The organism is Pseudomonas sp. WS 5532 (genome assembly GCF_012985445.1).
Lineage (GTDB): Bacteria > Pseudomonadota > Gammaproteobacteria > Pseudomonadales > Pseudomonadaceae > Aquipseudomonas > Aquipseudomonas edaphica.
Map to the genome: position 1 here is coordinate 30,285 of NZ_JAAQWK010000019.1, position 12,704 is coordinate 42,988.

Below are 12,704 nucleotides of genomic sequence, written 5' to 3' on the forward strand. Positions count from 1 at the left end.
GGGGACAAGCGGGAATCAGGCAGCGTTCAATTTTATCAAGCCTACAAACTATCGATAGGCCGATAGTCCAGATGCAGCTCAAGCGCCAGCTGTTTTGCGCGGCCCAGCCTGATCGGGCCGCGCTCGATATCCACCAGTAGCCCAGGACAATCGAGCACGGGCAACCCAGCGATAGCCTTGAGCCGCCCATCGGTAATCACCAGCAGCCGCTGCTGCTCGGCCGGGTAACGCCGGCGGCGCGCGTGCAGCCATTGGCCAGCTTCGGACAACGCCGCCAGCAACGGTGTGCCGCCACCGGCGCCCAGCTGCGCCAGCCAGCCACTCAAGCCTTTGGCGGCCTTGAGCCCCTGCACCTGCCATTTAGGCGAGTGCCCGCTGGCGGTCAATAACGCCATGCGCGCGCGCTGCCGGTAGGCGTCGTCAAACAGCTGGGCGAGCAGGCCTTTGGCGTCGCTCAGCGCGCCATGGCGGCGGGTGGACGCCGAGGCATCGACAATCACCAGCCACAACTCATGGGCCGCGCGGCTGCGCAGGTGATAAAGCAGATCCTCACGGCACTGCGGCCGGCCACCGAGCAAGGTGCCCGGCCAATTGATCGCGCCACGCTGGGCGCTGCGTGCCTTGCCGTGCCTGCCATGTTCCAGTCGCCCTGCCTTGGGCCGGGCATCCGCCCCCGCGTCAGGTCGAGGGCGAATGCCTAGGGCTTTTTTGGCCAGGTGGGTACTTCCCGGCGGGCGCCCGTGGGCAATGCGGGCGCGGGCATATCGCCCCACTGGCCCTGGCCGGGTGATGGGTCAGACGGTTTTGCAGCCTGGCCTGGATCGGGCGGGCTTGTCGACGGCGTTTGCGGTTGGCGGCGATGACGCAAGGCGAACTCGGCCACCGCTTCTATATCTTCCTCGGCGATGGCACTCGCGCCGCGCCAGGCAGCATGGGCGCGCGCGCCACGCAACCAGACCAGGTCGGCGCGCAAGCCATCGACGCCAGCGGCAAAGCACCGCTCGGTGATCTGCGCCAGGGCCTGGTCGTCCAGTTCAATACTGTCGAGCCGCTGGCGCGCCTGGGTGCAACGCTCACGCAACGCCGCCTGCGGTTCGGCCCATTGGCGGCAGAACGCCGCCGGGTTGCTGTCGAAATCCAGGCGGCGCCGGATGATCTGCCCGCGCTCGCTCGGCAAAGTCTGCCCGCTCAGCGCCACATTAAAGCCGAAACGGTCGAGCAGTTGCGGGCGCAACTCACCCTCCTCCGGGTTCATGGTGCCGATCAGCACAAAACGCGCCGAATGGCGATGTGAGATGCCATCGCGCTCAATCAGGTTGGTGCCGCTGGCGGCCACGTCCAACAGCAGGTCGACCAGGTGATCGGGCAGCAAGTTGACTTCATCGACATACAACACACCACCATCGGCCTTGGCCAATACGCCGGGGGAAAACTGCGCCCGGCCCTCGCCCAGCGCGGCGTCCAGGTCCAGAGTGCCGACCAGGCGCTCTTCGGTGGCGCCCAGCGGCAAGGTGACGAACTGGCCGCTGACCAACAGATCCGCCAGGCCACGCGCCAGTGTCGACTTGGCCATGCCACGCGGGCCTTCGATCAGCACACCGCCGATTTTCGGGTCGATGGCGGTCAGGCACAGCGCCAGTTTCAGCTCATCGGCGCCGACCACGGCGGACAGCGGGAAATGGGGGATATCGGTCATACCTGCTCTCTTTAAATTCTGCTATTTCTTGTGGCGAGCGGGCTTGCCCCGCGTTGGGCTGCGAAGCAGCCCTAAATCCAAACGCCGCGTTCTTTCAGGAAAACCAGGTTGACCTTATTGGGGCCGCTACGCGGCCCAACGCGGGGCAAGCCCGCTCGCCACAGTGTGGGAATATCGGTCATCAGCTGTCTTCTTCTATGTCCAGCAACAGGTTTTCCAACGCCTCGCGATACGCGCCCGGCGCCTGCCACATGCCGCGTTGCTGGGCTTCGAGCATGCGTTCGGTCATGTCGCGCAATGCCGCCGGGTTGTGCTGCTGCACAAAGGCGCGGGTGTCGGCGTCGAGCAGGTAAGCGTCGGCAAGCAAGGCGTATTGGTGATCGTCGATCAATGCAGTGGTGGCGTCGAATGCGAACAAATTGTCCACCGTGGCCGCCATCTCGAATGCGCCTTTATAACCGTGGCGTTTCACGCCGTCGATCCACTTGGGGTTAGCGGCACGGGAGCGGATCACCCGGTTGAGCTCTTCCTTCAAGGTGCGGATCTTCGGCAGGTCCGGCTGGCTGTGGTCGCCATGGTAGCTGGCGGCCTTGTCGCCACTCAGGGTTTCCACGGCGGCGAGCATGCCGCCCTGGAATTGGTAGTAATCGTTGGAATCGAGCAGGTCGTGTTCGCGGTTGTCCTGGTTGTGCAACACCGCCTGTACCTGGCTCAGGCGCTGGGCGAATTGGTCGCGGGCGGCGGTGCCTTCGTCGGCACCCCCATAGGCGTAGCCGCCCCAGTTCAGGTAGACCTCGGCCAGGTCTTCGCGGCTTTGCCACAGGCGACCGTCAATCGCGCCCTGCACACCCGCGCCATAGGCACCGGGTTTAGCGCCAAAGATGCGCCAGCCGGCCTGCTTTGCCGCGGCCGCTTCATCCAGGCCCGACTCGAGCAACGCTTCACGCTCACTGCGCACCTTGGCCGCCAGCGGGTTCATGTCGTCTGGCTCATCCAGCGCCGCCACCGCCTGCACCGCCGCATCGAACAGGCGGATCAGGTTGGCGAACGCATCGCGGAAGAACCCGGACACGCGTAGCGTCACATCCACCCGTGGGCGATCCAACAAGCTGATCGGCAGGATTTCAAAGTCATCCACACGCTGGCTGCCGGTGGCCCATACCGGGCGCACGCCCATCAGCGCCATGGCCTGGGCGATATCGTCGCCGCCAGTGCGCATGGTGGCGGTGCCCCATACAGAGAGACCGAGCTGGCGCAGATGGTCGCCGTGGTCTTGCAAGTGCCGCTCAAGGATCAGGTTGGCGGATTGAAAGCCGATGCGCCAGGCCGTGGTAGTGGGCAGGTTGCGCACATCCACGCTGAAGAAATTACGCCCGGTAGGCAGCACGTCGAGGCGCCCGCGACTTGGCGCACCGCTGGGGCCAGCAGGTACGAAACGGCCACTCAGGGCATCCAGCAGGCCGCGCATTTCGGCGGGGCCGCAGGCGTCCAGGCGCGGCGCGACAACAATACGCAGGCCTTCGATGACCGACTTCACGTCTTCCCAACCGGGTTCTTCGAGCTGTTCGAGCGGCCCTTCCAGTGCCTGCTCGATCAGGCGCGCGGCATACAGTTCCAGGCGTTCGCGGGTGTCACCGGCGGTACGCCACAGCTGCGCGTCAATCTTCTGTAACACCTCGGGACGGCGCCCGGTCCAGGGCTCGGACAGGGCACAATCGAGCGGGTCGAAACCCAGGTCGAAGGCTTTGGCCAACACCCGCAGCAGGCTCGATTGCGGGCCACGGCCATCGCCACGGGGAATGCGCAGCAAGGCCAGCAAGGTGTCGATGCGCAGGCGGCCTTCGGGCGACTCGCCAAAAATATGCAGGCCGTCGCGGATCTGCGACTCCTTCAAGTCGCACAGGTAGGTGTCCAGGCGCGGCAGCCAGACCGCCGCGTCGGCGTCGTTATCCAGCTCAAGTTCCTGGTCGATTCGGGTTTCGCGCACCAGCTTGAGAATGTCTTTTTGCAGCTCGAGGGCACGGCGTAGGTCAAGTAACTGCGCTTCGTAATATTCGTCTGCCAACAGCTCCAGGTTACGCAGCGGGCCATAGGTTTCGGCGCGGGTCAGCGGCGGCATCAGGTGGTCGATGATCACCGCCTGGGTGCGGCGCTTGGCCTGGGCGCCCTCGCCTGGGTCATTGACGATAAACGGGTAGATATTCGGCAATGGCCCGAGCAGCGCATCCGGCCAGCAATGTTGCGACAGCCCGACACCCTTGCCCGGCAGCCATTCAAGGTTGCCATGCTTGCCCACATGGATCACGCCATGGGCGCCGTAGGTGTGGCGCAACCAGAAGTAGAACGCCAGGTAGCCGTGGGGCGGCACCAGGTCGGGGTCGTGGTACACCGCGCTGTGGTCCACCTGATAACCGCGTGCCGGCTGAATGCCGACGAAGGTCAGGCCCAGGCGCAGGCCGGCGATCATCATGCGCCCGTCGCGGCACATCGGGTCGTTGTGCGGCGCGCCCCAGCGCTCCAGCACGGCCTGGCGATTGGCTTCGGGCAAGCGCTGGAACATCGCCTCGTAGGCGTCCAGGCTCAGGCTTTGATGGCACGGGCGCAGGTCGAGGCTGTCGAGGTCGTTGGTGACGCCGCCGAGCAATTCATGGATCAAGGCAGTGCCGCTGGCGGGCAACTCACTCGGCACCGGGTAACCTTCGGCTTGCAGCGCACGCAGGATATTCAGCGCCGCTGCCGGCGTATCCAGGCCCACGCCATTGCCGATGCGGCCGTCGCGGGTCGGGTAATTGGCCAGGATCAGCGCAATGCGTTTGTCGGCATTGGGTACTCGCGCCAGTTCGACCCAACGCCGCGCCAGTTCAGCGACAAAATCCATGCGTTCCGGCGCTGCGCGGTAGCACACCACGTCGGATTGGCTGCGCTCGCTGCGCCAGGCTAAATCTTTAAAGCTGATGGGCCGGCTGATAATGCGCCCGTCCAGCTCCGGCAAGGCAATGTGCATGGCCAGGTCACGCGGGCCAAGGCCCTGTTCACTGGCCTCCCAGCCAGGTTGATTGTCCTGGGCGCAGATCGCCTGGATCACCGGGATATTGCGGCGAAACGGCCGCAGGTGCGGGGCCTCCGGGCTGGATTGGGCAAAGCCGGTGGTGTTCAAAATCACCGCCGCCTGCACTGCATCCAGCAAGTCCTCGACCACTGTCAGGCAGCCGGGTTCTTTCAAACTGGCCACCGCCATCGGCAGCGGGTTAAGACCCGCCGCCTGCAAGCGTTGGCAGAACACATCGATAAAACCGGTATTGGCCGCCTGCAAGTGCGAGCGGTAGAACAACACCGCCGCCACCGGCCAGTCGGCGTGCCAATCGGTCTGCCAGTCGTTCAGCCGTGGGTGGGGTTTATGCGGGTGATAAATCGCCGTGCGCGCCAGGGTTTGCGGCTCGTCCCAGGCGTAATCGCGGCCCAGGTGGCTGCTGGCCAGGCAACGGTAGAAATCCAGCGCATTGCCCAAACCGCCCTGGCGCAGGAAGTGCCAGAGGCGGTCGCGCTCAGCCATGCCAACGGTGCTTAAGCCGCTGAGTTCCGGGTCGGGGCGATCATCGCCCGGCACCAGAATCAACTGCACGCCGCGCTCGGCCAACTCCACCAGGCGCTCGATGCCGTAGCGCCAATAACCGATGCCACCGTGCAGAGAAATCAGGATGACCTTGGCGTGGCGCAGCACCTCGTCGACGTAGAGGTCGACCGAGGCGTGGTTTTGCACCTGCATGGGGTTGGCCAGGCGAAAGCTGGGGTAGTCGACGGGCAACTGCTGGCCGGCCTCGGCCAACAGTGCAAGGCTGGAATCACCGCTGCACAGGATCACCAGCTCGGCAGGGGTTTGCCCAAGGTCGGCAATATTGTCGTCCGAAACGAAACCACCCGGCTGAGTCCTGAGCAGGTGCATGGGTTAAACGCTGAGCGCTGCGCGCAATTGCGCTTCGAGGCCCGCCGCATCCAGCTCCTGGCCGATCAGCACCAGGCGTGTGATGCGCGCTTCGTCGGCGCCCCAGGCGCGATCGAAATGTTTGTCAAAACGCGTGCCCACACCCTGGATCAGCAGGCGCATCGGCTTGTTCGGGATCGCCGCGAAGCCTTTGACGCGCAGGATGCCGTGTTGCACCACCAACTGGGTCAGGGCGTCGAGCAGCAGCGCTTCGTCCGCTTGCGGCAGGTCGATGGAGATGGAGTCGAACGCATCGTGGTCGTGATCGTCTTCACCTTCATGGTGATGATCGTGATGGCTGTGGCGGCCGTCGATGTGTTCTTCGGAACCCGCGCCCAGGCCGATCAGCACGTCCAATGGCAGGCGACCGCTGCTGGCTTCGATGATTTTTACGGCCGGCGGCAGTTCTTCGGCGACTTCCAGGCGCACGCGGGCCAGGTCTTCGGCGCTGATCAGGTCGGATTTGTTGAGGATCACCAGGTCGGCGCTGGCCAACTGGTCGGCAAACAGCTCGTGCAGCGGCGATTCGTGGTCCAGGTTCGGGTCGAGTTTGCGCTGGGCGTCAACCTGGTCCGGGAAGGCGGCGAAGGTGCCGGCAGCCACGGCCGGGCTGTCGACCACGGTGATTACCGCGTCAACCGTGCAGGCGCTGCGGATTTCCGGCCACTGGAAGGCTTGCACCAGCGGTTTTGGCAGGGCCAGGCCCGAGGTTTCAATAAGGATATGGTCGAGGTCGCCGCGACGTGCAACCAGCTCGCGCATCACCGGGAAGAACTCTTCCTGCACGGTGCAGCACAGGCAGCCGTTGGCCAGTTCGTAAACGCGGCCGTTGGCTTCTTCTTCGGTGCAACCGATGGAGCACTGTTTGAGGATCTCACCGTCGATGCCCAGTTCGCCGAATTCGTTGACGATCACGGCGATGCGACGGCCTTGAGCGTTGTCGAGCATATGGCGCAGCAAGGTGGTTTTACCCGAACCGAGGAAGCCGGTAACGATGGTGACGGGGAGTTTGGCCAGTGTTTTCATCGGATGCCCTTGGGGGCGGGCAGACGGGACGATAGACCCTGCGACGGCGCGCAGCAGCGGATTTCGTCACCGGATCACCCCGCCCGGTTAAGTAGAAAATCGGTTGCGAGGCAGGTCTCCTGGCTTGGGGTTTGCAGGTCTTGCGACCCGCGCTGGCTGCGCCTTCCCGCCGTTATGGCAGTGGCGTGGCAGGCAGCTGAACCCTTCACAGTTGCGGGGGCAGCCGCGGCTTGGACCGCGTTCCCTTCTTAGCTTCGGCGTGGGCCGAAGAACCTCGAAGGTGCAAGGCTACAGGGGCTCGCGCGATTTGACTACCGTCGCCCGCCCATGCTCTCCTACACATCTTGTTTCGGGTGCCCTTCACAGGGTGAAACGGGAAACCGGTGAGTCATAGCGTGATGACGAGTCCGGTGCTGCCCCCGCAACGGTAAGCGAGCGAAGCATCAAATCCACTGTGCCTGTGCATGGGAAGGAGATGCTTGATACGGCCCACCTCTTTTCCCAAGAGCGCCCCTCGCAAGCCCGGAGACCGGCCCGAAAAAACCAGATAACAAACCCGCGGTGGGCGGGCGCTGTTCAGAACCCTGCGTGCCTGCCTCGCGGGGTTTTCATGCGCCTGCGTCACCCTGAACCCCTGAAGGGACGCGCCATGTCGATCATCAGCAGCACTTCGCACACCGCCAGCAGCACCACTACCTTGAGCCAACGCCTGGGCGCCGCCATCGGCGCGTCGATCCTCGGCGCGTGCCTGGTGTACTTCGCCGGTTTCTCGCATATCGAAGCGGTGCACAACGCCGCCCACGATACCCGCCACAGCGCCGCGTTCCCGTGCCACTGAGGCCTGCCGACATGATCAAGCGTATTGCCCAAACCGCAGGTTTCACTGGCCTGCTGGCCGCCCTGTTGCTGACCCTGCTGCAAAGCTTTTGGGTCGCCCCGCTGATTCTGCAGGCGGAAACCTTTGAAAATGCCCCGGCCGTCGAAGTGGCGCACGAACACGCCGATGGCGCCCCAGCCCACACCCACGACGCCGAAGCCTGGGAGCCGGAAAATGGCTGGCAGCGTGTGTTGTCGACCACTGGCGGCAACCTGGTGGTAGCGGTCGGTTTCGCGCTGATGCTGGCCGGTCTCTACACCTTGCGCGCGCCGACCCGCACGGCTCAAGGGTTGCTCTGGGGCTTGGCCGGTTACGCGACGTTTGTACTGGCGCCCACCCTGGGGCTGCCGCCGGAGTTGCCGGGCACGGCTGCCGCCGACCTGGCGCAACGGCAGATCTGGTGGATCGGCACCGCGGCCTCCACCGCCGCCGGTATCGCACTGCTGGTGTTTGGTCGTAGCTGGCTGCTCAAGGTGTTGGGCGTGGCGATCCTGGTCGTGCCCCACGTGATCGGCGCGCCGCAACCGCAAGTGCATTCGATGCTGGCACCCGAAGCCCTGGAAGCACAGTTCAAAATCGCCTCGCACCTGACTAACGTGGCCTTCTGGCTGGCCTTGGGCTGGATCAGCGCATGGCTGTTTCGCCGCAACCGCGACAGTCAATACTCGGCATGACACTGGTGGTCGGCCTGGGCTGCCAGCGCGGCTGTGATGTTCACACCCTGCTCGGCCTGTTTGACGCAGCCCTCGCCGACGGCGGCATTGAACGCCAACGCATCACCGCGTTGGCGAGCATTGATCGCAAACAGGCTGAACCCGGCCTGCTGGCCCTGGCCCGACTGCTGGAGCTGCCTTTGCAGTGTTTCAGTGCTGCACAATTGGCCGGTTATGAACAGCGCTTGAGCCACAAGTCAGCCGTCGCTTTTGCGCATACAGGTTGCTATGGCATCGCCGAAAGCGCCGCCCTGGCCCTGGCTGAACAGCTCTCCCAGCGCCCTGCCCGCCTGTTGATCACGCGCAAAAAAACCGCCCAGGCCACCTTTGCATTGGCGTGCGCCGACTAAAATCCCGATAATTGCCCTCCTCGATCATGAGCAACTTTCATGCTCGCCCGTTTTTCAACAGGAATTCCCATGACCGTCTACTTTATCGGCGCAGGCCCCGGCGACCCGGAATTGATCACCGTCAAGGGCCAGCGGCTGATCCGCAGCTGCCCGGTGATCATCTATGCCGGCTCCCTGGTGCCGGCAGCGGTATTGCAAGGTCATCAGGCTGAACAGGTAGTCAACAGCGCCGAATTGCACCTGGAACAGATCATTGAGCTGATCAAGGCAGCCCACGCCAACGGCCAGGATGTGGCCCGCGTTCACTCCGGCGACCCGAGCCTGTATGGCGCGATTGGCGAGCAAATCCGTTATTTGCGTGAGTTGGGCATACCGTTCCAGATCATCCCTGGGGTGACTGCAGTGTCGGCTTGCGCCGCGTTGCTGGAAACAGAGCTGACCCTGCCGGACATCGCCCAGAGTGTGATCCTGACCCGTTATGCCGATAAAACCAGCATGCCGGCGGGTGAGGCATTCGACAGCTTGGCGCAGCATGGCACAACGATGGCAATTCACCTGGGGGTCAACCACCTGGAGAAAATCGTCGCCGAACTGCTACCGCACTACGGCGCGGACTGCCCGATTGCCGTGGTACACCGCGCGACGTGGCCGGATCAGGATTGGGTGCTGGGCACGTTGGCGGATATTGCCGAGAAAGTAGCGGCCAAAGGGTTTCGGCGTACGGCGTTGATTGTGGTGGGTCGGGTGCTGGCCAGTGATGGTTTCAGCGAATCGTCGCTGTATCGGGCGGGCCATGCGCACCTATATCGCCCCTGAAGTGTGGGAGCTGGCTTGCCTGCGATAGCGGTGTATCAGCCACCGGATTTGTTGGCTGATAGGCCGTCATCGCAGGCAAGCCAGCTCCCACAGTTGATCTACTTTGTTAAATAGACTGCGTAACGCACTGAATTTTAAGCATAAAAAACGGCGCTCACGGGGCGCCGTTTTTTTATTCGCAGTGAACACCTTACTCAGTAGTAGGCGTTTTCTTTCTGCGTGTGGTCGGTCACGTCACGCACACCCTTGAGCTCCGGGATACGTTCGAGCAAGGTGCGCTCGATGCCTTCACGCAAGGTCACGTCCGCCTGGCCGCAGCCTTGGCAGCCGCCGCCGAACTTGAGCACGGCAATACCGTCTTCGACCACATCGATCAAGCTGACCTGACCGCCGTGGCTGGCCAGCCCAGGGTTGATCTCGGTTTGCAGGTAGTAGTTGATGCGCTCGTTGACCGGGCTGTCGGCGTTGACGTTCGGTACCTTGGCGTTGGGCGCCTTGATGGTCAACTGGCCGCCCATGCGATCGGTGGCGTAGTCGACCACGGCGTCATCGAGGAAGGCTTCGCTGAAGTTGTCGATGTACGCAGTGAAGCTTTTGAGCCCCAGGGCGGTGTCTTCAGGTTTCTCTTCCCCGGGCTTGCAGTAGGCGATGCAAGTCTCGGCGTACTGGGTGCCGGGCTGGGTGATAAAGACGCGGATGCCGATGCCTGGGGTGTTCTGCTTGGACAGCAGGTCAGCCAGGTAATCGTGGGCGGCGTCGGTAATGGTTATGGCAGTCATGGAAACTCCTCACAGGCTTGCCGGCAGTTTACGCCAAAATATTACGCAGGTACAAAGTCCGAGTAATTTTGTCGGAAAAGGCCCAACCAACTCATCAGAGATTCTCATACCGATTCATATCCAGCACCCCGTCTTCCAACGGCGCAGTCTCGCGGATGTACTGCGACAGGTCGTGAAAGTATTGCCAGAACAGCGGATGACTGCGCCGCACACCCCACCGATCAACAATTTTCTCGAACCGCTTGGCATCCTTGGCGTTTTCCATAGCCGCCACAAACGCCGGCACTTCCTGCGCCGGGACGTTGAAGATGAAGTTCGGATAACTGCTAAGCACACCCGGATAGATCGTCACCGTATCCAACCCCGGCTGATAGCGATAAGCCTCGCCCAGCAGGAACGCCACATTACTGTGCGCGCGGTTACGCAGCAGGCTGTAAACCACGCGCTTGCCGCTGGCGGTCTCGATACGCAGCATGGTCGCCTCAGGCAACTGATCAATCACCTTGAGCCCCGCCGCCGGGCGTGATGTCAGCCGGCTCAATGCCTGCTCCGCGTCCTGCAACGCCGGGTCGATACCATCGCGCGAGCAATAAGCACCCGTGCAGCGGTTGATCGGATCCGGGCTGGCATTCAAATCGCCGTAACGCGTCAATAACTGGTTGGCAAAGTCACGTTTCGGGTCTTTTTCATCCAGATGCAAGCCGCTTGGCTTGTCGTCGTCAATCGCCTCGTAGTCCAGCCACAGCTTGAGCTTGCCGCTGTTCTGGTACCAATCATCCATAAAGTCATCGCGGGTATCGGCCGGCATCAGGCGCAGGAAGTTCTGCTCGGCGCCGTTGCGGATCAGGTCGAAATACAGCCGGGTCTGGGCCTGGTGCGACACATTGCCGAACACATCGAAATTCACCGCCAACTGGTAATAGGTGCGCTCCAGCAGCGGATAGTCGAACAACCACATCGTCTGCGGTACTTCGCCAATCAAGCCTTTGGTCACCGAAGCACTGTCGAAATGCCGGAAAATCGTCAGCAAGGCGTTGTCATTACCCGCCCACAAGGTCGACCAGCTCGGCGGCGGCACGTCCGCGTAGCTGTCACGGCGCAAGGCTTCGTATTGGTTGCGCTTGTCGCGATAGGCCAGCCACAGGCTCAGCACACTGCCCACGTCATCGTTCTGCCCCGGCATCGCCAGCAGCGGAGTAGCCTGGCCGCGATAGCGTGCATCGGTGATGTACAGGTCGTGGTCCGGGTCCTGGAACAGGGTCCAGAAGTTATCGCGAATCACGTCCGTGGCGATCTGACCACGACAGACCGGCCCGCGAATGAAGGTGCGTACAAAATACTCGGCGTTATCGAGCATGAACTGGTAGCGCGCCTTGGCCGGGATGGCTTCAAAGGTTTCGAACGGGTTGGCACGACGACCGGGGCCATAGCCCGGCAAGGCACTCACCTGCCAGTCGCCGGAATAGAACAGGTCTTTGATCCGCGCCATTTTCGCCGCGCTGAACGGGTAAGTGATGTGGGTTTTATGCACGATCACGCCCTGCACCGGCCACAGGCGGTAATACACCTGGGTGCCCGGGTCATCGTTGGGTCGACGGGTGGCGATCAGGTCGATGGGCTGGCCACTTGGCGTGCGCGAACGCACCCATTGGAAGAAATGCCCCGGCTCACCGTTTTCGAAATAAATATGCGCCAGGTACAAATGCTCGTACAGCCAGCGCGCCACCAGGCTTTCACGGGCGCCAGGCTGGTTGAACAGGTTTTCCCACTGCTGTACTTGCAGGGCTTCCCTGGCACTTGGCGCCAGGCCTTGCTCGTCAATCGGCGCACCGGAGGCGAGCCAGCGCTGCAAGGTTTGGTATTGCTGGCCGGTCAAACCGGTGACCGCCAGCGGCATGCCTTCCTTGGGATGGCTGCCGGCGTAGGCATTGAACTCGCCGGGCATGGCGCACATGTTTTGGCGGTTGAGGCCCAACACAATCTCATCGGGCAACTTGGCATTGGGTTGCAGCGGCGCGTTATGCCCCAGCTCCAGCATGCGCGCCATCAATGCGGCCTGGCTGCCTTGGGCGTCGAGTACCGAATAGAAGCCTTTTTGTTGCCAGGCCTGTTTGCCGAATGCGTCGTAGAACAAACGCGTGGTCGGCGTGGCCTGGCTGCGCTCGCCGTCATACACCGGGGTTTTGCTCGCGCCACGGGACGCACCCTCGGCGCTGCCCAGGTTTAATTGGCACGCGGAGTCGTAGCAGGCATGGCAGGCCACGCACTTTTCGGTGAAGATCGGCTGAATGTCGCGGGTATACGAAATCGCCGGGGCGGGTCCGTTGGCCTGTGCAACGCAGGCGACCAGTGCCAGGACGGCGCTGGTGAGTAGACGAAGTGACATGTATCCGGTCCCGATTCAATGCGTGCGCTATAAGTGCCGGCAATTCTACCGGGCCAAGACCCGCACCAACATGAACGAT

At 62.9% G+C, this 12,704-nt stretch carries 10 protein-coding genes and 2 riboswitches; of the genes, 4 read left to right on the forward strand and 6 right to left on the reverse strand.

Translation table 11 applies throughout. The annotated features are described in order from the left end of the window. Positions 1 to 41: 41 nt before the first annotated feature. From HBO23_RS25795 to cobW, 4 genes are all read right to left on the reverse strand, one after another. Positions 42 to 644: a VWA domain-containing protein gene (locus HBO23_RS25795; RefSeq protein ID WP_099549150.1), complete on the reverse strand. Its 603-nt coding sequence runs from the start codon at positions 642 to 644 to the stop codon at positions 42 to 44. 53 nt (positions 645 to 697) lie between these two features. Continuing rightward, positions 698 to 1,696, reverse strand: a complete 999-nt coding sequence (locus tag HBO23_RS25800; RefSeq protein WP_170040247.1) for an AAA family ATPase — start codon at positions 1,694 to 1,696, stop codon at positions 698 to 700. A 181-nt stretch (positions 1,697 to 1,877) separates the two neighbouring features. Next, complete coding sequence (gene cobN, locus HBO23_RS25805; RefSeq protein WP_170040248.1) at positions 1,878 to 5,639, reverse strand: cobaltochelatase subunit CobN; 3,762 nt, start codon at positions 5,637 to 5,639, stop codon at positions 1,878 to 1,880. A gap of 3 nt (positions 5,640 to 5,642) precedes the next feature. After that, entirely contained in the window at positions 5,643 to 6,704 is a 1,062-nt protein-coding gene (gene cobW / locus HBO23_RS25810) for a cobalamin biosynthesis protein CobW (RefSeq protein WP_017136909.1), read from the reverse strand. Positions 6,705 to 6,795: 91 nt separating this feature from the next. Continuing rightward, a riboswitch (cobalamin riboswitch) is annotated at positions 6,796 to 6,996 on the reverse strand. 42 nt (positions 6,997 to 7,038) lie between these two features. Then, positions 7,039 to 7,257: riboswitch (cobalamin riboswitch) on the forward strand. Between the two features lie 96 nt (positions 7,258 to 7,353). Between cobW and HBO23_RS25815 the strand changes: the two genes are divergently transcribed. The 4 genes from HBO23_RS25815 to cobM all read left to right on the forward strand — a co-directional run bounded on the left by HBO23_RS25815 (position 7,354) and on the right by cobM (position 9,460). Next, positions 7,354 to 7,542 (forward strand): CbtB-domain containing protein, encoded by a 189-nt coding sequence (locus HBO23_RS25815; protein ID WP_017136910.1) that lies wholly within the window; start codon positions 7,354 to 7,356, stop codon positions 7,540 to 7,542. An 11-nt stretch (positions 7,543 to 7,553) separates the two neighbouring features. Further along, entirely contained in the window at positions 7,554 to 8,255 is a 702-nt protein-coding gene (locus tag HBO23_RS25820; protein WP_170040249.1) for a CbtA family protein, read from the forward strand. Next, complete coding sequence (locus HBO23_RS25825) at positions 8,252 to 8,644, forward strand: cobalamin biosynthesis protein (protein ID WP_169987820.1); 393 nt, start codon at positions 8,252 to 8,254, stop codon at positions 8,642 to 8,644. The genes HBO23_RS25820 and HBO23_RS25825 overlap by 4 nt, the downstream gene beginning before the upstream one ends. A 69-nt stretch (positions 8,645 to 8,713) precedes the next feature. Next, positions 8,714 to 9,460, forward strand: a complete 747-nt coding sequence (cobM, locus tag HBO23_RS25830; RefSeq protein WP_099549117.1) for a precorrin-4 C(11)-methyltransferase — start codon at positions 8,714 to 8,716, stop codon at positions 9,458 to 9,460. A gap of 194 nt (positions 9,461 to 9,654) precedes the next feature. Here cobM and nfuA read toward each other — a convergent pair whose 3' ends face one another. Together nfuA and HBO23_RS25840 are read right to left on the reverse strand one after the other, a co-directional pair. Beyond that, positions 9,655 to 10,239, reverse strand: coding sequence for a Fe-S biogenesis protein NfuA (gene nfuA, locus HBO23_RS25835; RefSeq protein ID WP_017136914.1), 585 nt, complete (start codon positions 10,237 to 10,239; stop codon positions 9,655 to 9,657). A gap of 94 nt (positions 10,240 to 10,333) precedes the next feature. Next, positions 10,334 to 12,625 (reverse strand): fatty acid cis/trans isomerase, encoded by a 2,292-nt coding sequence (locus HBO23_RS25840; protein ID WP_170040250.1) that lies wholly within the window; start codon positions 12,623 to 12,625, stop codon positions 10,334 to 10,336. Positions 12,626 to 12,704: the final 79 nt, after the last annotated feature.